Annotated in this window: 14 protein-coding genes and 1 pseudogene; 11 read left to right on the plus strand and 4 right to left on the minus strand. The window is 72.6% G+C overall.

Annotated elements, in window-relative coordinates:
- Positions 1–19: 19 nt before the first annotated feature.
- On the minus strand, positions 20–1,954 hold the full coding sequence (locus tag YS110_21785; GenBank protein ID UJB67205.1) for a DNA primase: 1,935 nt from the start codon (positions 1,952–1,954) through the stop codon (positions 20–22).
- Between the two features lie 116 nt (positions 1,955–2,070).
- Here YS110_21785 and YS110_21790 point away from each other — a divergent pair, with 116 nt between their 5' ends.
- The 7 genes from YS110_21790 to YS110_21820 all read left to right on the plus strand — a co-directional run bounded on the left by YS110_21790 (position 2,071) and on the right by YS110_21820 (position 14,085).
- On the plus strand, positions 2,071–3,717 hold the full coding sequence (locus YS110_21790) for an acyl-CoA synthetase (GenBank protein ID UJB67206.1): 1,647 nt from the start codon (positions 2,071–2,073) through the stop codon (positions 3,715–3,717).
- Between the two features lie 122 nt (positions 3,718–3,839).
- The gene (locus YS110_21795) at positions 3,840–7,610 is read left to right on the plus strand and encodes an AAA family ATPase (GenBank protein UJB67207.1); all 3,771 of its coding nucleotides are present in this window, start codon (positions 3,840–3,842) and stop codon (positions 7,608–7,610) included.
- A 205-nt stretch (positions 7,611–7,815) separates the two neighbouring features.
- A complete protein-coding gene (locus tag YS110_21800; protein ID UJB67208.1) occupies positions 7,816–9,126 on the plus strand; it encodes a hypothetical protein in 1,311 nt (436 codons plus the stop codon).
- 116 nt (positions 9,127–9,242) lie between these two features.
- On the plus strand, positions 9,243–9,758 hold the full coding sequence (locus tag YS110_21805; protein ID UJB67561.1) for a phage tail protein: 516 nt from the start codon (positions 9,243–9,245) through the stop codon (positions 9,756–9,758).
- A gap of 5 nt (positions 9,759–9,763) precedes the next feature.
- Positions 9,764–10,381 (plus strand): tail fiber protein, encoded by a 618-nt coding sequence (locus YS110_21810; protein UJB67209.1) that lies wholly within the window; start codon positions 9,764–9,766, stop codon positions 10,379–10,381.
- Positions 10,382–10,414: 33 nt separating this feature from the next.
- Complete coding sequence (locus YS110_21815) at positions 10,415–11,092, plus strand: putative Ig domain-containing protein (protein UJB67210.1); 678 nt, start codon at positions 10,415–10,417, stop codon at positions 11,090–11,092.
- Positions 11,093–11,607: 515 nt separating this feature from the next.
- The gene (locus YS110_21820; protein UJB67211.1) at positions 11,608–14,085 is read left to right on the plus strand and encodes a cadherin-like beta sandwich domain-containing protein; all 2,478 of its coding nucleotides are present in this window, start codon (positions 11,608–11,610) and stop codon (positions 14,083–14,085) included.
- Between the two features lie 240 nt (positions 14,086–14,325).
- Here the strand turns inward: YS110_21820 and YS110_21825 are convergent.
- The 3 genes and pseudogenes from YS110_21825 to YS110_21835 all read right to left on the minus strand — a co-directional run bounded on the left by YS110_21825 (position 14,326) and on the right by YS110_21835 (position 18,468).
- Positions 14,326–15,879: pseudogene (locus tag YS110_21825) on the minus strand (alkaline phosphatase D family protein).
- Positions 15,876–17,402: a diguanylate cyclase gene (locus YS110_21830; GenBank protein UJB67212.1), complete on the minus strand. Its 1,527-nt coding sequence runs from the start codon at positions 17,400–17,402 to the stop codon at positions 15,876–15,878. The pseudogene YS110_21825 and the gene YS110_21830 overlap by 4 nt, the downstream one beginning before the upstream one ends.
- Before the next feature lie 88 nt (positions 17,403–17,490).
- Positions 17,491–18,468 (minus strand): NADPH:quinone oxidoreductase family protein, encoded by a 978-nt coding sequence (locus tag YS110_21835; GenBank protein ID UJB67213.1) that lies wholly within the window; start codon positions 18,466–18,468, stop codon positions 17,491–17,493.
- A gap of 120 nt (positions 18,469–18,588) precedes the next feature.
- On the opposite strand from YS110_21835, the gene surE reads away from it, so the two are divergent.
- Genes surE through YS110_21855 form a run of 4 tightly spaced genes read left to right on the plus strand, consistent with a single transcriptional unit; the run spans position 18,589 to position 22,030 of the window.
- The gene (surE, locus tag YS110_21840; GenBank protein UJB67214.1) at positions 18,589–19,362 is read left to right on the plus strand and encodes a 5'/3'-nucleotidase SurE; all 774 of its coding nucleotides are present in this window, start codon (positions 18,589–18,591) and stop codon (positions 19,360–19,362) included.
- Positions 19,362–20,132 carry a protein-L-isoaspartate(D-aspartate) O-methyltransferase gene (locus YS110_21845; protein ID UJB67215.1) on the plus strand — a complete coding sequence of 257 codons (771 nt, stop codon included), beginning with the start codon at positions 19,362–19,364 and terminating at the stop codon, positions 20,130–20,132. The genes surE and YS110_21845 overlap by 1 nt, the downstream gene beginning before the upstream one ends.
- Before the next feature lie 12 nt (positions 20,133–20,144).
- Positions 20,145–21,008, plus strand: coding sequence for a peptidoglycan DD-metalloendopeptidase family protein (locus YS110_21850; GenBank protein UJB67216.1), 864 nt, complete (start codon positions 20,145–20,147; stop codon positions 21,006–21,008).
- An 11-nt stretch (positions 21,009–21,019) separates the two neighbouring features.
- Complete coding sequence (locus tag YS110_21855) at positions 21,020–22,030, plus strand: RluA family pseudouridine synthase (protein ID UJB67217.1); 1,011 nt, start codon at positions 21,020–21,022, stop codon at positions 22,028–22,030.
- Positions 22,031–22,067 lie beyond the last annotated feature (37 nt).

Here is a 22,067-nt window from a genome sequence, read left to right on the forward strand (position 1 = left end):
CCCAAGGAAAAGAAAAAAGTCAAGAGGCTTTGCGCGCCAGCGCCTCCAGCGCTTCCAGCTCCAGGCGCTGGGCCTGCAGGGCGCGCAGGCGCTGGGCGGCTGCGGGGTCGGTGCGCAGGGCGGCCACGGCCTCGGTCTCCTGCTGCTTGATGCGGTCCATGCGCATGCGGTTGAGCACGCCGCGTAGTTCGCGCCGGATTTCCGGCAGGTCGCCCTCCGGCTGGGCATGCGGGCCGCTCATCAGCTGCGCGGCCAGGCTCTCGCAGCCCTGGCCGCGCAGGCTTTCGCGCAGCACGGCCCAGGGCTGGGCGCCGTGCTCGTGCCACTCCTGCTCCAGCCAGGCGAACAGCGGGCCGTGCGGGGCGGGCTGGGCGCCCAGGGCGTCGTGGTCGTCGTGCGTCAGCTCTTCCAGAAACGCCATGTGCGACAGCAGCAGCCGCGCGGCCTGGTCGGCGCGGCTCACGGGCGAGGGGCGGGGCCCCTGGTAGGGTGGGGCCCAGGCCTTGGCGCCGCGGTTTTTCCAGTTGCCCCGGCTGCCCTGGCCGGGGCCTGCGGCGGGGCGGGAGGGGAAGTTGCCAGCGAAGGCGGGCGGGGCGCCGTGTTCCCAGGGGGGCGGCTCCTGTCCGGGGGCGGGCGCACGGGCGGGCGCGGGCGCCGCGCCGTGGCTCCACAGGTCGGCCAGGTCGCGGGCGTCGAGCTGCGCCAGCTGGGCCAGCTCGGCGAGCAGCTGGCGCTTGAGCGCGCCGTCGGGCAGCGCGGTCCACAGGGCGCGGGCGTTGGTGGCCATGTGGGCGCGGCCTTCGGCCAGGCCCAGGTCGCAGCCTTCGCTGGCGGCTTCGACCAGGAAGCGGCTCAGTGGCATGGCGTCGCCGACGTGGCGCGCGAACGCCTCGGGGCCGTGGGCGCGGATGAAGCTGTCGGGGTCGTGCTCGGCGGGCAGGAACAGGAACTTGATGGCGCGCGTGTCGCTGGCGTAGGGCAGGGCGCCGTCCAGCGCCTTGCGCGCCGCGCGGCGGCCCGCCGCGTCGCCGTCGAAGCTGAAGACGACCTGGTCGGTGAAGCGGAACAGCTTGTGCACGTGCTCGCTGGTGCAGGCCGTGCCCAGCGTGGCCACGGCGTTGCCGAAGCCGAGCTGCGCCAGGGCCACCACGTCCATGTAGCCCTCGGTCACCAGGGCGTAGCCGGCCTCGCGGATGGCGGTGCGCGCCTCGAACAGGCCGTACAGTTCGCGGCCCTTGTGGAACACCGGCGTTTCGGGCGAGTTGAGGTACTTGGGCTTCTCGTCGCCCAGCACGCGCCCGCCAAAGCCGATGCACTCGCCCTTGACGTTGCGGATGGGGAACATGATGCGGTCGCGGAAGCGGTCGTAGCGCTTGCCGTCCTCCTCGCCCACGATCACCAGGCCCGATTCGTGCAGCAGCGGGCTGTCGTACTCGGGGAAGACGCTGGCCAGGTTGCGCCAGCCCTCTGGCGCGTAGCCCAGGCCGTAGCGCTTGGCGATCTGCCCCGAGACGCCCCGGCCCTTGAGGTAGGCTACCGCGCGCGGCGAGGCCCTGAGCTGCTTGCGCCAGGATTCGCCGGCTTTTTCCAGCACGTCGGTCAGCGTGGCCTGCTTCTGGCGCGCGGCGGCGGCGCGCTCGCGCTCCTGGGGCGAGGCATCGTCCTGCGGCACGGCCAGGCCCACGCTCTGCGCCAGGTCCTGCACCGCTTCGACGAAGCCCATGCCTGCGTGGTCCATGAGGAAACCGATGGCGTTGCCGTTCTTGCCGCAGCCGAAGCAGTGGTAGAACTGCTTGGAGGGACTGACGCTGAAGGAGGGCGACTTCTCCCCATGGAAGGGGCACAGGCCCATGAAGTTGGCCCCGCCTTTCTTGAGCTGCACGTAGCGTCCGACGACATCGACCACGTCGACGCGGGACAGCAGCTCCTGGATGAAAGATTGGGGAATCGACACAGCCGTGATTGTCCGCGCAAACCGATTCGCGTTTACCCCTATTGCTTTCAGCCCGCTGTCAGCCAGCGTTGCTGTAATAGAAGGATTTTGTTTTCAATAAACCAAGGAAACCAGCCGTGACCAGCATGTACGACCAGCATCTGCCCCGCAACGAAGCCAACCACGCGCCGCTCTCGCCGCTGGCGTTCATCGAGCGCACGGCCGAGGTCTACCCCGACCGCCTGGCCATCGTGCACGGCGACCTGCGCCAGACCTGGGGCGAGACCTACAAGCGCTGCCGCCAGCTCGCCAGCAGCCTGCGCCGCCTGGGCATTGGCAAGAACGACACCGTGGCCGTGATGCTGCCCAACACCCCGCCGATGGTGGAGGCGCATTTCGGCGTGCCCATGGCGGGCGCGGTGCTCAACACGCTGAACACCCGCCTCGACCCCGAAACCATCGCCTTCATGCTCGACCACGGCGAGGCCAGGGCGCTCATCGTCGATCCCGAATTCAGCGCCGTGGTGGCCAAGGCGCTGCCGCTGCGCAAGAACCCGGCGCCGCTGGCCCTCATCGAGGTCGAGGACGCGCTCTACGGTGCCCCCGCACAGGCCCTGGGCGGCACGCGCTACGAGGATTTCGTGGCCGCGGGCGACCCGGCCTTCGCCTGGGAACTGCCCGGCGACGAATGGGACGCCATTGCCCTGAACTACACCAGCGGCACCACCGGCAACCCCAAGGGCGTGGTCTACCACCACCGCGGCGCGGCCATCAACGCCATCAGCAACGTGCTGGAGTGGGACATGCCCAAGCACGCGGTGTACCTGTGGACGCTGCCCATGTTCCACTGCAACGGCTGGTGCTTTCCGTGGACCGTGGCGGCGCGCGCCGGCGTCAACGTGTGCCTGCGCCGCGTCGATGCGCAGGCCATCTTCGATGCCATCCGCAACCACGGCGTCACGCACTACTGCGGCGCGCCCATCGTGCAGGGCCTGCTGGTGAACGCGCCCGCCGCCATGAAGGAAGGCGTGCCCGCCGGCGTCAAGGCCATGGTGGCCGGCGCCGCGCCCCCGGCCTCGATGATCGAGGGCATGGAGCAGATGGGGTTCGACCTGACCCACGTCTACGGGCTGACCGAGGTCTACGGCCCCGCCACCGTGTGCGCCAAGCACGACGCCTGGAACAGCCTCGACATCGGCGAGCGCGCGCGCCTGAACGCCCGCCAGGGCGTGCGCTACCACCTGCAGCGCGCCGCCATGGTGTGCAACCCCGAGACCATGGAGCCCGTGCCGCACGACGGCGAGACCATGGGCGAGATCATGTTCCGCGGCAACATCGCCATGAAGGGCTACCTGAAGAACCCGCAGGCCACCGAGGACGCGTTCCGCGGCGGCTGGTTCCACAGCGGCGACCTGGCCGTGCAGTACCCCGACGGCTACATCAAGATCAAGGACCGCAGTAAGGACATCATCATCTCGGGCGGCGAGAACATCTCCTCCATCGAGGTCGAGGACGTGCTCTACCGCCACCCCGACGTGCTGGCCGTGGCCGTGGTGGCCAAGCCCGATCCGAAGTGGGGCGAAACCCCCTGCGCCTTCGTCGAGCTGAAGGCGGGCGCGCTGACCACGGTGGACGACATCGTGCAGCACTGCAAGAAGCACCTCGCGGGCTTCAAGGTGCCGCGCGCCGTGGTGTTCGGCGAACTGCCCAAGACCAGCACCGGCAAGATCCAGAAGTTCGAGCTGCGCCGCAAGGCCGGATCGGCCACGGCGATCAACGTGTGACCATGGGGTGAGGGCCAGGGGCGCCGGGGCGCTCCTGGTTCGATAGCTGGCAGCGCTGGGTGGACAAGGGCTGAAGGCCGTTTTGATTCAAAATACGGCGTTTCCCGTTCCTGCACCGCACCGTGAACCCCTTCGTGACCGGGCTTGCCGCGCATGCGCTGGCCCTGCGCTTTCTCGGCGGCTTTGCCGTCTGGCGCGGCGGCACGCCCGTCACCGGCTTCCCCTACGACAAGGTGCGCGCGCTGCTGGCCTACCTGGCGCTGGAGCCGGGCCTGCACAGCCGCGAGTACCTGGCCGACCTGCTGTGGCCCGGCGTGGACGCGCAGCGCGCCCGCGCCAACCTGCGCGTGTGCCTGTTCGACCTGCGCCGCCTGCTGGGCGACGCCGCCGCGCAGCCGCCGCTGCTGGAGGCCACCCCGAAGATGCTGCGCCTGCACGCCGCAGCGGGCCTGCGGCTCGACGTGGCCGATTTCCTGGCCTGCGCCGGCCTGCCGGCCGAATCCCCCGACCTGCTCGCGCGCGGCGTGGCGCACTACCGTGGCCCGCTGCTGGCGGGCCTGTCGCTGCCCGACGCGCCCGAGTTCGACGCCTGGCTGGAGGCGCGGCGCGCGGCGCTGCAGCGCCAGGCCGTGCAGATGCTCGAACGCCTGGCGGCATACCACGAGGCCCAGGGCCACGACGCCCAGGCGCTGCAGTACGCCCAGCGTGCCACCGAGGTCGATCCCTGGAGCGAGCCGCTGCAGCGCGCCTGCCTGCGCCTGCTGGCGCGGCGCAGCCCGGCGGCGGCGCTGGCGCATTTCGCAACCTTCCGCCGCGCGCTCGCGCGCGAACTCGGCGCCGAACCCGAGCCGCAGACGCTGGCCCTGGCCGCGCGCCTGGCCCAGCCGGGCACCGCGCCCGAGGCCGCCCCGGCCCCGGCCGCGCGGCCCGGGCGCCGCCACCTGGCGGTGCTGGCCTGCGACTTCGAGCCGCGCGGCGGCATGGACCCCGAGGAGGCCGCCGCCGCCCTGGGCGGCCTGCTGGCGCAGGGCGCGCAAGGCGTGCGCAGCCACGGCGGCCACGTGGCGCTGGCGCAGGGCGGCGAGCTGCTGGCCTTCTTCGGCTACCCGCAGGCGCGCGAACACGCGCTGCGCGACGCGGCGCAGGCCGCCCTGGCCGTAGCACGGGCGTGGCGCGCGCAGGAGGGCGCGGCTGACCTGGTGCTGCGCGCCGGCCTGCACGCTGGATGGGGCTTTGCCGACGAATCGGGCGGCCTGCCCGACGCGGCGGGCGTCCTCACCAAGGCCGCGCGCCGCCTGGCGCAGGGCGCGCCGGCGGGCGGCATCGCGGCCAGCGCCGGGCTGCGCCGCCTCGCTGGCGGGCAATTCCAGTGGTCGGCGCCCGATGACGCTGGCGCCGCGCTGCTGCTGGCGCGTGGCCCGGGCGCCGGGCGGGCGGAGGGGCCGGAGCGCGGCTTGCCGCCCCTGGTCGGGCGGCGCCAGGAGCTGGAGCGCCTGCGCGCCGCGTGGGGCGATGCCTGCCAGGGCCCGCGCCTGGGTGCGCTGGTGCAGGCCGAGGCGGGCCGGGGCAAGTCGCGCCTGGCGGCGGCGCTGGCCCAGCAGGTGCTGAACGGCGGCGGCGTGGTATGCGAAGTGGCCTGCCAGTCCGGCGCGGCGCACATCCCGTACCTGCCTTTCGTCGAGAGCCTGCAGCGCCAGATCGGGCTGGAAGGGACGGAGGATGGCGCCGCGCACTGGCTGCGCCAGCGCCTGGGCGCCGATGCTGTGGACGCGCTGCCGGTGCTGCTGCACCTGCTGGGGCTGGCCGAAGACGTTGCCGCCCTGTACCCCGCCGAGCGCAAGGCGCGCGAGCAGGCCCTGCTGGCGCGCCTGTTCGGCCCGGCGCCGGACGGCCGGCCGCTGCTGCTGCTCGTGGAAGACCTGCACTGGGCCGACGAGGCCACGCTGGAACTGCTCGAACGCATGCTTGGCGAGGGGGACGCGGGCGGCGCGCCGCTGTTCATGCTGTGTACCGCGCGCGCCGCGCCGCCCGGGCCGCTGGCCGAGCGCCTGGCCGTGCGCCTGGAGCTGGCGCCGCTGCCCGCCCAGGCCATCCGCACCCTGGTCACGCAGGTGGCGGGGGCTGGCCAGCCCCTGGGCGACGCGCTGCTCGCCTCCATCGTGCACCGCGCCGACGGCGTGCCGCTGTACGCCGAGGAACTGGCGCGCGCCGCGCTGGCCGGCGGCGGCCGCGCGGGCGACGTGCCCGAAACCCTGTGGGACGCGCTGGCCGCGCGCCTGGACGGCCTGGGCCCGGCCAAGCGCATCGCCCAGTACGCCGCCTGCATCGGGCGCGACTTTGGCGAGGACCTGCTGTGCGCCATCGCCACCGCGCCGGACGACGTGGACGGCGGCCTGCAGGTGCTGCTGCACGCCGGGCTGGTGCAGCGCCGGCTCGGCGGGCTGCTGCACTTCCGCCACGCGCTCATCCGGCAGGCCGCCTACGAATCGCTGGCGCAGGCCGAGCGGCGGCAGATCCACGCGCGGCTGGCGCAGGCGCTGGGCAGCGGCTTCGCCGAGCGCGTGCGCGCCCACCCCGAGATCCTGGCCCACCACCTGTCCGAATCCACCGACCCCGCCGCCGCGCACGCCTGGTGGGTGGCGGGCACGCAGGCCGCGTCGCGCTCGGCGCTGGCCGAGGCCATCCACGACTTCTACGCCGGCCTGGCCGCCGTGCAGGCCTTGCCCGAGGGCAGCCCCGAGCGCACGCACGACGAACTGCGCCTGCAGATCGGCCTGGGCACGGCGCTCGTGGGCGCGCAGGGCTACGGCGCCGAGGCGGCGCAGGAGTGCTTCCAGCGCGCCTGGGCCCTGAGCGCCGGTGCGCCGCCCGGCATGGACCTGTTTCCGCTCATGTGGGGCCTGTGGATGGTGGGGCGCCACGGCGAGGGCGAGCATCCGCTGGAATACGCCGGGCGCCTCGCCCGCATGGCCGAGGGCAGCACCGACCCGGCGCGGCGCATGGCCGTGGAATACGCCTGGGGCAACAACACCTTCTGGCTGGGCGAGTTCGCGCGTGCGCGCCGCCACCTGGAGGCGGCCATCGCCTGGCGCGCGCAAGTGGAGGGCGCCGAATCCATCGCGCGCTTCGGCGAGGACATCGGCATCGCCGCGCGCGCCCTGCTGGCCTGGGTGTGCTGGATCGAGGGCGACCTGGAACGCGCCCGCGCGCTGGCCGACGAAAACGTGGCCCTGGCGCGCGCGCTCGGCCACGCGCACAGCTTCGGCTTCGCCTTCAGCTGCGCGGCGGTGCTGTACCGCCACCTGCGCGCGCCGCAGCAGGCGGCGGCGCTCAGCGGCGAACTGCTGGACTACGCCCGGCACCACCGCCTGCTGCTGTGGCAGGCCGCCGCCGCCGGCGTGCTGGGCTGGGCGCAGGCGGCGCAGGGCGACGCGGGCGGGCTGGCCCCGATCCGCCAGGGGCTGGAGGGCGCGCGGCTGGTGTTCCGCGTGATCGAGATCACCTTCATGGCCTTCCTCATCGACGCGCTGCTGCACCTGGGCCGCCCGGCCGAGGCGCTGCCGCTCATCGACGAGGCGCTGGAGCGCTCCGCCGCGAACCATGACACCCATTTCGTGCCCGAGCTGCTGCGCCTGCGCGGCGACGCGCTGCGGCACCTGCGCCCCGATGCCGCCGCCGAGGCGCTGGACCTGTACCGCCAGGCGCTGCGCCTGGCCGAGGCGAGCGGCGCCGCCCTGTTCGCGCTGCGCAGCGCCACGCGCATCGCGCGGCTGGAGGCAGGCGCCGGGGCGGCCCGCCCGCTGGCACAGGTGCTGGCGCGCGTGCAGGGCCCGCCCGGCAACCCGGACCTGCGCGAGGCACGCGAAGTCCTGGAAATGCTCCTGAAAAAGTAGCTGGCAGCGCTTGCCTGGAAAGCGCTGGCGGCCTTTTGGGCTGAAATCGCCGCGATTCAACGCCTGGTCAACGCTCCGTTCCCACAATCCTCCTCTTTTGCGCAAGGCGCCCAGAAAAGGGGGATCGATGCCAACGGCACGAATCATGGTCATTTTGGCCTCCAGCCCTTTGCTGGTGAGCGCTAGCAGCTCTTGAAACAATAGCATGCATATCCAATCCAACTGGCTTCGGCGGTGGGCCGCCGCCCTGGCCCTCGGGTGGGGGCTGGCCATCGCCGCCCATGCGGCGTTGCCCGCGGTCATCAGCTACCAGGGGCAGCTCACGCAGGCCGGCGGCGGGCCACTGCCCGGGCCGGCGCAACTGGTCTTCCGGCTGTACGGCGCCGCCACGGGCGGGGCCGCGCTGTGGACGGAAACGCACCCCGCCGTGGCCTTGTCCAGCGGCGTCTTCAGCGTGCAACTGGGCAGCGCCGCGCCATTGGCGCTGCCGTTTGACCAGCCGTACTACCTGGGTGTGTCGGTCAATGGCGGCGCCGAGCTCGCGCCGCGCACGCCGTTGGCCAGCGCGCCCTATGCCCTGGCGGCGCAGACCGTGGCCGACGGGGCCGTGACCGCCGCCAAGATCGGCCAGGTGTGCGCCGTGGGCGAGACCCTGGTGCGCACCGCCAGCGGCTGGGCCTGTGGCGCGGCCACCGGCCCGCAAGGCCCGCAAGGGCCCGCAGGCCCGGCCGGGCCAACCGGCCCTGCGGGCGCTGCTGGGCCAGCCGGCGCCATGGGCGCGGCGGGCATGCGCACGCTGGTCGCCACGGCCGCCGAGCCAGCGGGCGCCAACTGCGCCAGCGGCGGTACCCGGGTGCAGAGTGGTAGCGATGCGGACGGCAACGGCGTGCTCGATGCGGGCGAGGTGGCGGCCACGGCCTACGTCTGCCATGGTGCCCAGGGCGCGCAGGGCGCCGCCGGGGCGCAGGGCCCCACCGGCCTCACCGGTCCCGCGGGCGCTGCCGGGCCGGCCGGCGCGACGGGCGCGGCGGGCATGCGCGCGCTGATCGCCACGGCCGCCGAGCCGGTGGGCGCCAACTGCAGCAGCGGCGGCACCCGTGTGCAAAGCGGCGGCGACGCGAACGGCAACGGCACGCTGGACGCGGGTGAGGTGGCGGCCACGGCCTATGTCTGCCACGGTGCCCAGGGGCCGCAGGGCAGCCCCGGGGCGCAGGGGCCCGCCGGCCCCGCGGGCGGCGGCACCCTGGTGCACGGCTGCTTCAGCGTGGGGCAGGCCGGCAGCGGCACGGGCTACACCGTTGCCTACGACAGCGGCACGGGCCAGCACACGCTGGCCTTCACCACGCCCTTCGCCAGCGCGGGCTACACGCTGCTGCTCGACGTCCGGGCCGCGCCCACGGGCCGCGCACGCGCGGTGTATCCGGTGGCCAAGACGGCCGGCGCGGTCACGCTGGCGCTGGGCTGGCTCGATTCCGCCGAGACGGCGCAGCCCGTGTGCTTCGTGGCGGCGCAGTGAACCAGGCACCCCATGCCATGAAGAAAAACCATATCCTTTCCCTTTCTCCGCGCGGCCTCGCCCTGGCGGCTGCCCTGGCAGCCCTGGCGCCGCCGGCCGTGGCGCAGCAGGACTGCATGCTGGGCGAGCTGCGCCTGTTCGCGGGCAACTTCGCGCCGCTCAACTGGATGCTGGCGCAGGGGCAGATCCTGTCCCTCAACGGCCAGACGGCGCAGTTGTTCGCCATCCTGGGCGCCACCTACGGCGGCAACGGCAGCTCCACCTTCGCCCTGCCGGACCTGCGCGGGCGCGTGGCGGCCGGGGCGGGGCAGGGGCCGGGCCTGAGCTACCGCAGCCTGGGCCAGCAGTGGGGCGCCGAAACGCGCACGCTGACCACCAGCGAGTTGCCCGCGCATACCCACCCCCTGAACGTCGCCAGCAACGCTCCGGCCACCACCGGCACGCCCGGTGGCGACAAGGTGCTGGCCGTGGCACAGAACGCGGGGCTGTACGCCGCCGCGCCGCCCTCGGTCGCGCTGGCCGGCAACAGCCTGGCCACGGCGGGGAGCGGCCAGCCGTTCTCCATCCTGCCGCCCAGCCTGGGCATGAACTACATCATCTGCACCGGCGGCACGGCGCCGGTCCGCCCATGACCGCCATGGCACGGCACGCACCATGGGGGGCACGCCTGCGGGCCGCCGGCGCCTTGGCCGTGGGCCTGCTGGCGGGCGCGGCTGCCTGCGCCCAGGCGCCGGCTCCCTGCCTGCTGGGCGACGTGCGGCTGTTCGCGGGCAATTTCGAGCCCGTGGGCTGGAAGTTCGCCAACGGCCAGTTTCTGCGGATCGACGATCACAGTGTGTTGTTCTCGCTGCTGTTCACCACCTGGGGGGGCGATGGCATGACGTTCTTCGGCCTGCCCAACCTGAGCAGCCGGATTCCGATGGGGACGGGCCAGGGGCTGGGCCCGTACGGCGACATCGCCGATGGGATGACCTGGGGCCAGGAGCGGACCACGCTGATGTATGCCAACCTGCCGCAGCACAGCCATCCGGTGATGGTGGCCGGCGCCACGGCCACCACGGCGGTGCCTGCGGCCGGCATGGCGCTGGCGGCGGTGCCGGAGGCGGGGGCGTTCGCGGTGGCGGCGCCCAACGCCACGCTGGCGTTCGCGTCGGTGGGGGTCGCAGGCTCCAGCCAGTCCTTCGAGACCCTGCCGCCTGCCATGGGACTGAACTACATCATCTGCGTGGACGGTGTGTACCCGTCCCGGTATTAGTACTGCAACCTCCTGGATGAGTAGGGGAAGCCCATGAAATCAATGCATTCGCGCGCAGGGCAAGGCGCAAACCGCAGCAATAGCCGCAGCTATTGCGAGGATTCGCAAAGCCGCCATGCGGGCGAAGGCGCGATTTCAGTACCAGGCATGGAACACGACATGCATTCGCCGCTTTGCGTGCGCCGCGCTGGTGCCCTGGTGCTCGCTTTGGCCGGTGGCCTGTGGGCGCCGCAGGCGGCGGCCCAGGCCGGTGCCATCGCGGGCCAGGCCATCGCGGGCCCGTCGTCGGGCGGCGGCGTGGTGCTGCACGGCGGCGCCGTCTTTGCGCAGGCCAGCACGCCGGTGCTCACGGGCGGCAGCCTGCCCGGCGGCGTGGCGGGCAGCGCCTACCGCCAGAGCCTGTCGGCCACGGGCGGCACGCCGCCCTATGCCTACCTGCTGTCCGGCGGCAGCCTGCCGCCGGGCGTGGTGCTGACGGCGGCCGGCGTGCTGTCGGGCACGCCCACGGCGGCGGGCACGTACCGCTTCACGGTGCAGGTCACCGACGCAGCGGCGCAGGTGATCGTGGTCACCTACCAGTGGGTGGTGGCACCGGCCAGCAGCCCGGCGGTGCCGCTGGCGGTGCCCCTGGGCGGGCCGGTGGCCGGCGCGCTGCTGGGGCTGCTGCTGGTCTGGGGTGGTGCCGCGCGGCGGCGCAAGGAGGATGCATGACGGGTTCAGGCCGCGTGGGATGGCCGAGGGTGCGCGGGTGGCTGCTGGCCTGCCTGCTGGCGTGCCTGTGCGGGTGGGCCGTGGCCGATGACGGCGAGCCCGGCTTTGCCAACTTTGCCCAACTGGCGTCCATCAGCGTGGGCGGCGTGGCTGCCAGCTACCCGCTGGGCGACCTGGAGGACGACCCGCTGGCGGTGACGACGCAGACCGTGCACATCGGCCACTGCGCGCCGCAGCGCCTCGCCGTAACCGGCTGGCAGCCCCCGGCGCACGAACACACGGTGCGCGTGCAGGGGCAGGTGCTGACTATGTCCCAGTACCAGCCCGGCGGCGCGCTGGATGTGACCCTGCCCTTTGGCAGCAGCACGCTGGTGCTGGAGGCGGAGCGCTTCGTCTCCGCAGGCTGGCGCCCGCCTTCGACCCCGCCGTGGCGCTGTACAACGCCCAGGTGGGCAGCACGGTGGGCAGCATCACCGTCACGCCCACGCCGGGCTTTGGCGGCACGGCCACGGTCAATGGCACGCCGTCGGGCAGCGGCGGCGTGGCCGTGGCGCTGGCGCCGGGGCTCAACACCATCGCTGTGCAGGCCACGGCGCAGGACGGGGTGGCGCAGTTCGGCTACACCCTGTGCGTGGTGCGCGCGCCAGCGACGCAAAGCGCCAGGCTGGCGGGGCTGGCGCTGTCCAGCGGCACGCCGTGGCCGCCCGTGCATCCGGACATCGCGGCCTACAGCGCGCGCGGCCAGCGGGGCGGACAGCATCACGCTGACGCCCACGGCTGAGGACGCCACGGCCACCGTGCGCATCAACGGCGGCGCGCCCGTGCTGCCGGGCGACGCATCGGCCCCGCTGGCGCTGGCGCCGGGGCACAACGCCTTCACTCTCCAGATCACCAGCAGCGACGGGCAACTGAACCGCAGCTACACGCTCGACGTGCTGCGCGGCCAGGGCAACGCGGCGCTGGCCGGGCTGTCGCTGTCCGATGGCAGCTTGACCCCCGCGTTCGACCCAGGCGCAACGGCCTACAGCGCCACCGTGCCCTACGTGGTGACGACGCTGCGCGTGGGCGTGGGCGTGGCGCTGGCCGACCCCGACGCCAGCGTGCGCGTCGCCGGCCGGGCGCTGCGCAGCGGCCACGCCGCCGCCGTGGCGCTGGCGCCGGGTGCCAACAGCGTGCCGGTGCAGGTCACGTCCAGCGACGGCACGGTGCAGCGCAGCTACATGCTGACCATCACCCGCGCGGCGCCCGTGCAAGCGCTGGGCGACCACCCGGCGCAGTTCGCCGCGGCGCAAAACCTGCAACTGGCCGGAGGCACCGTGCGCGCCCTGGCCGCGCAGGACATGGACGGCGACGGCCGCCCCGATCTGCTGGCACTGGAGGCCCCGCGCCCCGAGCTGGCCCTGCTGACCGCGCAGGACGGCGGTGGCTTCGGCCCCGTGCAATGGCTGCCGCTGGGCGTGGTCATCCCCGCGGCCCTGGCACCCGGCGGCTACCTGGGCCAGGGCTGGACGGACGTGCTGGCGCCCATTGGCGGCGAGGCGCGGCTGGCGCTGAACCTGGGCGCCGGGCACATGCTGGCACACCCGGCCATCGTCGATGGCTACTACGAACCCCTGGTGGCGCACGACATGGACGGCGATGGCCGCGACGATGTGGCAGCACGCAGCGGCAGCAACGCCGTGCTGCTGCACAGCCTGGGCGACGGCCGCTTTGCCCCGCCGCAGGTGGCGGGCAGCCTGCCCGGCCTGCGCTTCGTGGCGGCGGGCGACTTCGACGGCGACGGCCATGCCGACCTGGCGCTCATCAGCGACCAGGGCGCCGTGCGCGTGCTGCCCGGCTTGCCGCAGGGCGGCTTCGGCACCCCGTGGGATGGCAGCCTGGGCGTGGCGGGCATCAGCGGCATGGTGGCCCCGCCGCGCGTGGCCGACCTGGACGGCGACGGGCGCGACGACCTCGCCGTGGCCGTCTCCGCCAACGGCCTGAGCACGCTGGCCGTGCTGCGCGGCCAGCCCGGCGGCAGGCGGCGCGGCCAGTTGCACGCCCGACCCGGTGCCGTTCGGCGGCAGCGCTGCCTGCACCGCCACGCCTGCCATGGGCTACCAGTTCACGGGCTGGACGGGCGCTTGCGCGGGCCAGGGCGCCGCTTGCACCCAGGGCAATGTCCGGGCGGCGCAGGCGTCGGTGGCGTTGTTCGTACCCCATGCCTGCGCCGTCACGGCCACGGCCAGCCCGGTGGCGGGCGGCACGGCGAGTTGCACGCCCAGCGCGGTGGCGCACGGCGGCAGCGCCACCTGTACCGCGACGGCCAGCGCGGGCTACCAGTTCACGGGCTGGAGCGGCGCTTGCGCGGGCCAGGGCGCCGCTTGCACCCTGGGCCATGTCCAGGCCGCGCAGGCTTCGGTGGCGCTGTTCGCGCTCCATGCCTACGCCGTCACGGCCACGGCCAGCCCGGTGGCGGGCGGCATGGCGAGTTGCGCACCCAGCCCGGTGGCGCATGGCGGCAGCGCCACCTGTACCGCCACGGCCAGCGCGGGCTACCAGTTCGCGGGCTGGACGGGCGCCTGTGCGGGCCAGGGCGCCCATTGCATCCTGGGCGGCCTGACGGAAGAAAAGGCTTCGGCCGCCCTGTTCGCGCAGCAGACAACGCTGGCCCTGCCCGAAGGGCCGCAGGCGCAAAAGCCCCTGGGGCTGGCGCTGCAGGCGGGCGCTGGCTGGCAGGTGGCGGTCGCTGGCATGCAGACCGCCGCCAGCGTGGGTGCCGCGCTGCCTGCGGGCGTGACGCTGCCGCATGGCGTGGTGCGCCTGCGTCTGGAGCAGGGCAGCCAGGCCACGGTGGTGCTGACCTATCCGCAGGCCCTGCCGCAGGGCGCGGTCTATTACAAGTACGGCAAGACGGCGGACGGCCCGCAGCCGCACTGGTACCCCTTCCCCGGTGCGGCCATCAGCGGCAGCACCGTGACGCTGACCTTGCAGGATGGCGGGGCGGGCGATGACGACCGGATGGAGAACAGCGTGATCGTGGACCCGGGCGGCGTGGCGCTGCTGGCTGCTGCGCCCGCCGGCGCACAGGCCATTCCTACCCTGGGTGCATGGGCGCTGGCGTTGCTGGCGGGTTTGCTGGGGCTGTTCAGCCTGGGGGGGGATGGCGCAGGCCGCGATGCCGTTTTTTTGAGAGAAATCAGGCTAAAACCCTTATGGAGTAAGCGCTGGAAGCTATTGAAAGAGGAGCGAACTCAGGCGCGCTGCGGCCCGGGCTGGCCGTCTTCCACCACGAAGCGTGCCAGGCTGGTGGCGCCGCTGTCGGCGCGCAGCGGGTCGTCGAGCACGCGCAGCGTGGTGGTCCAGCGCGTGGGCGTTACGTCGGCCAGGCCATAGCCGCGCAGGTCGCAGCGCGCGAGCAGCACGTGGGGGTTGTGCTGGGCAATGGCGTCCACCTTGGCCTGCGTGGTGCCTGAGCGCGAGGTGATGGACGTGCCGCAGAACTCGCTGGCGAGCACCGCAGCGTCCGCCCGGTCCGGTTCGGCGAGCACGTTGCACACGTAGTTCTGGTGGATGTCGCCGCCCAGGAACACGGCGTTGCGCTGCGGGTGGCGCTGCAGCGACTGCAGCAGGCGCTCGCGCGCGGCGGGGTAGCCGTCCCAGCTGTCGATGCTGCGCACGCCCGAGGGGTAGTGGCGCGGCGCGAACAGCGTTTGCTGCGCGATCACGCTCCAGCGTGGCGCGTCTTCGGCGGAGTGCCCGGCCAGGCGTGCGTCGAGCCAGTGCTCCTGCGCGGCGCCCAGCAGCGTGCGCCGCGGGTCGCTCCAGGCCGCGCAGTCTCCGGGGCGCACGCCGCCTGCGCCGCTGCTGCCGTCCTTGCGGCAGGCCTGCCAGTCGCGGAATTGGCGCGTGTCGAGCAGGTGGATGCGCGCCAGGCGCCCCCAGGACAGGCTGCGGTACACCTGCAGCGCGTCCACGCCGCGCGCCAGGCTCGCCGCGCGCAGGGGCATGTTCTCGTAGAAGGCCTGCCAGCCGGCCAGGCGCATGGCCTGGAAGGCCGGCGTGCCGCCGTCGCGGCCGAGGGCGCCGGCGTAGTCGTTCTGCACCTCGTGGTCGTCCCAGGTGACGCTCCACGGGCAGGCGGCGTGTGCGGCCTGCAGCAGCGGGTCGCTCTTGTGCAGCGCGTAGCGGTCGCGGTAGTCGGCCAGGGTGCGCGCGGCGCGCAGTGTGTGCACGCGGGCCAGGCCCGTGGTGTCGCGGGGGCTGGCGTATTCGTAGATGTAGTCGCCCAGGAAGAGCACGAGGTCCGGCGCGTCGTGCACCGCATGGCGCCAGGCGGCGTAGTGGCCGTGCTCCCAGCGCTGGCACGAGGCGAAGACCAGGCGCAGCCGCGCGGGCAGGTCCTGCGGCGCGGGTGCGGTGCGCGTGCGGCCCGTGGCGCTCACGGCGTCGCCGCACTGGATGCGGTAGTGGTACCAGCGGCCGGGCGCCAGGCCCTGCAGCTCCACGTGCACGCTGTGGCCCCATTCGGGCAGCGCCTGGGCCTGGCCGCGCTGCACGATGTGGCGAAAGCCCGCGTCGTCGGCCAGTTCCCAGTGCACCGTGAGCGGGGCCAGGGCCGCGCCAGGCTCGGCGGGCACGAGGCGGGTCCAGAGCACCACGCCGTCGGGCGCGGGGTCGCCGCTGGCGACGCCGAGGGCGAACGGGTCGTGGCGCAGGGTCTCCTGGCTCCAGGCTCAGCGCGGCACCCGGGTGGCCAGCGCGGCCAGGGCGGCGCGCCGCAGCAGGGCGCGCCGCAGGGGGCTCATGCGGCGACGACGCGGTTCTTGCCGGCGCGCTTGGCCAGGTACATGCCCTGGTCGGCGCGGCGCAGCGCTTCGGTGCTGCCCTCCTCGGCGCCGAGCTGGGCGACGCCAGCGCTGAAGGTGATGAGGATCTTCTCGTTGTTCTGCAGGAAGAACCGGGTCGTCAGTTCGCGCTGCAGCCGCGTCATGGCCTCGATCCCCTGGGCCTGGCCGGTTTCGGGCAGCACGACCACGAATTCCTCGCCGCCGTAGCGCGCCAGCATGTCCTGCGGCCGCAGGGCCGAGCGCGCGACGTCGGCCAGGTGCACGAGGGCGGCGTCGCCCGTGTCGTGGCCCAGGCGGTCGTTGATGGACTTGAAGTTGTCCACGTCCAGCAGGGCCACGCACAGGGGGGCGCCGTTGCGCCGCGAGCGTGCGATCTCGCGTTCCATGACCTCGTCCAGGCCCTTGCGGTTGAGGGTGCCGGTCAGCGGGTCGTGGCGTGCCAGGGCGCTGGCGCGGTCGAGTTCGTCCTGCAGCTTGGCGATTTCGGCGTGCTTTTCCTCGGTGCGCTGGCGCAGCGCCTGCAGCTCGTCGTGGGCCACGCGGCTGTCCAGCGCCATGGCGCGCGTGGCGCTCATGACTTCCTGCAGCACGGGCGTGATGTCTTCCAGGCGCGCGGCGCGGCCGATCAGCTCGGCGCAGCGCTCCATGGTGCCGTGGTAGCGGTCGCTGGAGGAACTGATCTTGGCCAGGCGCTCGATGAAGGTGGCCAGCAGCTCCTTCATCTGCTCCTCGGCCTCGGCGCTGCGGGCGCGCGCCTCGGTCTGCTTGTAGATGACGTCCTTGAGGCGGCGCTGCACGTCGTCGAGGCGGCGCAGCGTCAGCGGCGGGGTGGCGGCGGCCATCAGCGCCTCGGCCTGGCCGCGCAGCCAGTCGTCGTTGGGACTGAGGGCGGAGATGTTCTCGAACACCAGGCGCAGCAGCGCCAGCAGGCCCAGGCGTATGGCGCCTTGCTCCTCGGTGGCGAACGACAGGCGGTAGGTGAAGTTGTTCAGCAGCAGCACCAGCGTGGACGATGGCGCCGCGCCTTCGCGCAGCATCTCGACCAGTTGCACCGCCATGTCGTGCACGCGGGCGTCGTCTTCGCTAAGTGAATTGAGGATGTTGTCCATCAGGCGCGCGAGCTGCTCGGCCAGGTCTTCGGGCAGCACGGCGAGCGGTTCGGGGGCGGGCTCCTTCAGGGCCGGGCCGGCGGCGTGCAGCCCCAGGTTGGCATAGCCCACCATGACGCTTTGCAGGGCCTGCCAGTCCTTGCGGTTGATGGCCGCGCCCAGTTGCTCGAGCAGGCGGATCTGCGCCGGCGTCTGGCCCGGCAGCACGCGCAGGATGGCGCGCAGCGGTGCCTCGGGGAAGGGCGCGTGCGTTGGCCCGCCTTCGATTTCCGCGTAGACGGCCTGGTAGTTGTCGGGTGTGGGGGCCAGCCTGCGCAGGGCCAGTTGCCGGAGTGTTTCGCGCGCGATGTCGGATGAATTTCGGTCTGCCATGTGCAAATCTACGCCAGGACGCCCGAAGTTTGACAGAGGCGCCCGGCATTGACCAGATGCCGGGCCTTGGCAGGAGGCCTGCCAGCCTTTACGCGTTGACGAGGACGAGCTTGCCCTTGACGGCGCGCGAACCCATGAGGGCGAAGGCTTCGCGCAGCGCGGACATCGGCAGGGTGCGGTCGAGCACGGGCTTGACCTTGCCCTCGCCGTACCAGCGGGCCAGCTCGGCCATCATCGCCGCGTTGGCCTGGGGCTCGCGCTTGGCGAACTCGCCCCAGAACACGCCCACGATGGATGCGCCCTTGAGCAGGGGCAGGTTCAGGGGCAGCGCCGGGATCGGGCCCGAGGCGAAGCCCACCACCAGGTAGCGCCCGCGCCAGGCGATGGAGCGCAGCGCGGGTTCGGCGAAATCACCACCGACCGGGTCGTAGACCACGTCCGGGCCCTTGCCGCCGGTGGCAGCCTTGATGGCATCGCGCAGGTTGTCGCGGCTGTAGTTGATGGTCGCATCGGCGCCCAGCGACTGGCACAGCGCGCATTTGTCGTCGCTGCTCGCCGCGGCGATGACGCGCGCGCCGCGCGCCTTGGCGATCTGGATGGCCGCCGTGCCGACGCCGCCGGCCGCGCCGAGCACCAGCACGGTCTCGCCCGGCTGCAGTTGGCCGCGGTCGATCAGCGCGTGGTGCGACGTGGCGTAGGTCATGATGAAGGCGGCGGCATCCTCGAGCGCGAACCCGGGCGGCAGGGGCATGCACAGGGCGGCCTGCGCGATCGTGTGCGTGCCGAAGCCGCCGGTGCCGGAGAGGCAGGCGACGTTCTGCCCGGGCTGCAGGTGGTTCACGCCTTCGCCCACGGCGCGCACCACGCCGGCGTACTCGGCCCCCGGCACGAAGGGCAGGGGTGGCTTGATCTGGTACTGGTTCTGCACGATCAGCAGGTCGGGAAAGTTCAGGCTGGCGGCCTTGATTTCGATGAGCACCTCGCCCGCCTTGGGTTCGGGCGTCGGCAGTTCGGTCCAGGCCAGGGCGTCTACGCCGGTCGGTGTGGTGCAAAGCCAAGCGTGCATCAGGAGTCTCCTTTGTTGAGAATGGGGGTCGCGTGAAATCGGGCCGCATGATAAGGAGGGCAACCCGCCCGGCATTGTCCCTGGCGCGACCCTACAATCGGCGCAATCCGTTTTGCGACCATGAAGATCCTCATTTCCAACGATGACGGCTACCAGGCACCCGGCATCGCCGCGCTGTACGAGGCGCTGCGCACCATCGCCGATGTCGAGGTGGTGGCGCCCGAGCACAACAACAGCGCCAAGTCCAACGCACTCACGCTGCATTCGCCGCTGTACGTGCACCGCGCCGCCAACGGCTTTCGCTACGTGAACGGCACGCCGGCCGACTGCGTGCACATCGCCCTCACGGGGCTGCTGGGCTACCGGCCCGACCTGGTGGTCTCCGGCATCAACAACGGCGCCAACATGGGTGACGACACCATCTATTCCGGCACCGTGGGCGCTGCCATGGAAGGCTATCTGTTCGGCATTCCGTCGATCGCCTTCTCGCAGGTGGACAAGGGCTGGGGCGAGCTGGAGTCCGCCGCACGCAAGGCGCGCGAGATCGTGCAGCAGATGCAGTCGCAGCGGCTGGTGGGCGAGTCTCCCTGGTTGCTCAATGTGAACATTCCCAATATGCCGCATGAAGCACTGCGGCCCTTGAAGCTGTGCCGCCTGGGGCGCCGCCATGCGGCAGAGCGCGTGATCACGCAGGAGAGCCCGCGCGGCGAGGTGATGTACTGGATTGGCGGGGCGGGCGCTGCCAAGGACGCCGCAGAGGGCACCGACTTCCATGCCACGGCCCAGGGCCATGTGGCCATGACGCCGCTGAAGGTGGACCTGACCGACCACGACCATCTGGCCTACTGGGCGCAGACGGCGGCGCGCCTGGCCGCCGGTGCGGCAACCGCGTGATGCAGCCGCGCCGCCCGGGTTTTCCTGCGCGCCTGCCCTCGGCGGCGCCTGCCGCAGCGCCGCGTCCCGCGGGCCAGCCGGTGGCGCTGCGGCCCCCGGCGCCCGCGCCCCAGGGCGTGGGCCTGGACTCCGCCGCCGTGCGCGCGCGCATGGTGCAGCGGCTGGCGGCGGGCGGCATCACGGCGCCCGCCGTGCTGCAGGCCCTGCGCGATGTGGAGCGCCATCGCTTCGTCGACAGCGCCCTGGTGAACCAGGCGTACGAGGACACCAGCCTGCCCATCGGGCTGGGGCAGACGATCTCCAAGCCCAGTGTGGTGGCGCGCATGCTGCAACTGCTCCTGGGAGCGCCTTGTGCCGCGGCTGGCCTGGGGCGTGTGCTGGAGATCGGTACGGGGTGCGGCTACCAGGCGGCAGTCCTGGGGCGCATCGCCCGGGAGGTGTATTCGATGGAGCGGCTGCGCGGCCTGCACGAGCGCGCGCGCGCCAACCTGCGCCCCCTGCGCCTGGCGAATGTGCATCTGATCTTTGGCGATGGCATGGCGGGCTATGGGCCAGGGGCGCCCTATGCCGCGATCATCGCGGCGGCGGGCGGCGAGGCCGTGCCTGGCGCCTGGTATGGCCAGTTGGCCGTTGGCGGGCGTCTGGTTGCGCCGATGGCCCTTGGTGGCGGGCAGCAGGCCCTGCTGGTGGTCGACAAGACGGAGCAGGGCTTCAAGGAGAGCGTGCTCGAGGCCGTGCATTTTGTCCCTTTAAAATCGGGAGTTGCCTGAAAAGGATTGCTTATGTTGGTATCGCGTGGTCTTGTGGGTTGGGGGGCTGTGGTGTTGGCCGGGTTGCTGATGGCCGGTTGCGGGACTTCGCTCAACAGGGCCCCTGTGGAGGATCGGGGAACGTCGGCGGGCGCGGTGCCGTCCGCCACGCCGGGCACCGTGGTCGAGGCCCCGAAGCCGCTGCCCGGGGCTGAGAATGCGGGCAAGCCCGGCTACTACAGCGTCAGGCCCGGGGATACGCTGATCCGTATCGGCCTGGAAAACGGCCAGTCCTGGAAGGACATCGCGCGCTGGAACAACCTGGAAAACCCGAACCTGATCGAGGTGGGGCAGGTTTTGCGCGTTGTTCCGCCAGGCTCCGCGGTGGCGGCTGCTCCCGTGGCGCCTGCGGTCACGGGGGATTCCGGTGTCGTGACGCGCCCGGTATCGTCGTCCAGCGTGGCTCCCAGCACGGCTGCGTCGGCTCCGGCCGCAGTGCCCGCGCCGGCACCTGCCGCCGCAGGGGATGACGGCCTGGGCTTCATCTGGCCGGCGGCCGGCAGCCTGCTCGCGGGCTTCGACGAAGCGCGCAACAAGGGCTACGACATTGGCGGCAAGGCCGGCGACCCGGTGCTGGCCGCGGCGGATGGCCGCGTGGTGTACGCGGGTGCCGGGCTGCGCGGCTATGGCAACCTGGTCATCCTCAAGCACAACAACACCTACCTGACCGCCTATGCGCATAACCAGACGCTGCTGGTCAAGGAAGACCAGTCCGTGCGCAAGGGCCAGAAAATCGCCGAAATGGGCAGCACCGACGCCGACCGCGTGAAGCTCCACTTCGAGATCCGCCGCCAGGGCAAGCCGGTCGATCCGTCGCGCTACCTGCCGTCCCGTTGAGCGGCGTGGAGATGGCTGCGGCCCTGCCCCCTGGCTGGCAAGAGCCGGGGGAAGAAGAGCAGGGGCCCGAGTCCTCCGAGGCCGAGGTTCGCAGCCTGTCCGTCGGTGCCGGCCAGCATGGGGGGCGCCTGGACAAGGCGCTGGCCGAGCTGGTGCCGGAGCTGTCCCGCAGCTATTTGCAGCAGTTGCTGGCGCAGGGGCTGGTGTGTCTCAATGGCGCGGCGTCGTGCAAGCCCGCGCACAAGGTCAAGGCGGGCGATGCCCTGGTGGTGGAGATCCGGCCCACGCAGCAAAGCCAGGCGTTCAAGCCCGAGGCCGTGCCGGTGCCGGTGGTGTTCGAGGATGCCCACCTGCTGGTCGTCAACAAACCGGCGGGCCTGGTGGTGCATCCGGCGCCAGGCCACTGGAGCGGCACGCTGCTCAATGGCCTCATGGGGCGTGATCCGAAAGCCATGCTCCTGCCGCGCGCGGGTATCGTGCACCGGCTGGACAAGGACACCAGTGGCCTGATGGTGGTGGCGCGTGAACGTGCCACGATGGACGCCTTGGTGCGCTTGATCGCACAGCGCCAGGTCAGCCGCCAGTACCTGGCGCTGGGGCATCGCGCCTGGCAGGGGGGCAGCCTGCGCACGGTCGATGCGGCGGTGGGGCGCGATCCGCGCAATCGCCTGCGCATGGCGGTCGTCGATCTGGCGCAGCATGCGGGCAAGCCGGCGCGCACCGATTTCGAGTGTCTGGCGGGGAGCGATCTGGGGTGTTTCGTGCGCTGCACGCTGCACACCGGACGCACGCACCAGATCCGCGTGCACATGGCCTCCATGGGCCACCCCCTCGTGGCGGATGCGCTGTATGGCGGCGGCGTGGCGGCGGGCATGGCGCGCCAGGCGCTGCACGCCTACCGCCTAGCTTTCGTCCATCCCGTGACGGGGCAGCCGCTGGAGTTCCATGCGCCGTTGCCCGGGGACATGCAGCAGGCCTTGCTGCAATGGGGCCTGGGCTACAATCCCGATCCAGCGGCTTGACGCGTACCGCCAAACCCTCCTCGCCTGTGACCTGGCT

This window comes from Acidovorax sp. YS12, from assembly GCA_021496925.1.
Lineage (GTDB): Bacteria > Pseudomonadota > Gammaproteobacteria > Burkholderiales > Burkholderiaceae_C > Paenacidovorax.

Excerpts from the sequence above, each read along its gene's own strand:
- surE (UJB67214.1), top strand. The coding sequence starts at position 18,589 with ATGAAGATCCTCATTTCCAACGATGACGGCTACCAGGCACCCGGCATC.
- YS110_21855 (UJB67217.1), top strand. The coding sequence starts at position 21,020 with ATGGCTGCGGCCCTGCCCCCTGGCTGGCAAGAGCCGGGGGAAGAAGAG.
- YS110_21830 (UJB67212.1), bottom strand. The coding sequence starts at position 17,402 with ATGGCAGACCGAAATTCATCCGACATCGCGCGCGAAACACTCCGGCAA.
- YS110_21815 (UJB67210.1), top strand. The coding sequence starts at position 10,415 with ATGAAATCAATGCATTCGCGCGCAGGGCAAGGCGCAAACCGCAGCAAT.
- YS110_21835 (UJB67213.1), bottom strand. The coding sequence starts at position 18,468 with ATGCACGCTTGGCTTTGCACCACACCGACCGGCGTAGACGCCCTGGCC.
- YS110_21820 (UJB67211.1), top strand. The coding sequence starts at position 11,608 with ATGGCACGCCGTCGGGCAGCGGCGGCGTGGCCGTGGCGCTGGCGCCGG.
- YS110_21845 (UJB67215.1), top strand. The coding sequence starts at position 19,362 with ATGCAGCCGCGCCGCCCGGGTTTTCCTGCGCGCCTGCCCTCGGCGGCG.
- YS110_21805 (UJB67561.1), top strand. The coding sequence starts at position 9,243 with ATGCTGGGCGAGCTGCGCCTGTTCGCGGGCAACTTCGCGCCGCTCAAC.
- YS110_21800 (UJB67208.1), top strand. The coding sequence starts at position 7,816 with ATGCATATCCAATCCAACTGGCTTCGGCGGTGGGCCGCCGCCCTGGCC.
- YS110_21810 (UJB67209.1), top strand. The coding sequence starts at position 9,764 with ATGGCACGGCACGCACCATGGGGGGCACGCCTGCGGGCCGCCGGCGCC.
- YS110_21850 (UJB67216.1), top strand. The coding sequence starts at position 20,145 with ATGTTGGTATCGCGTGGTCTTGTGGGTTGGGGGGCTGTGGTGTTGGCC.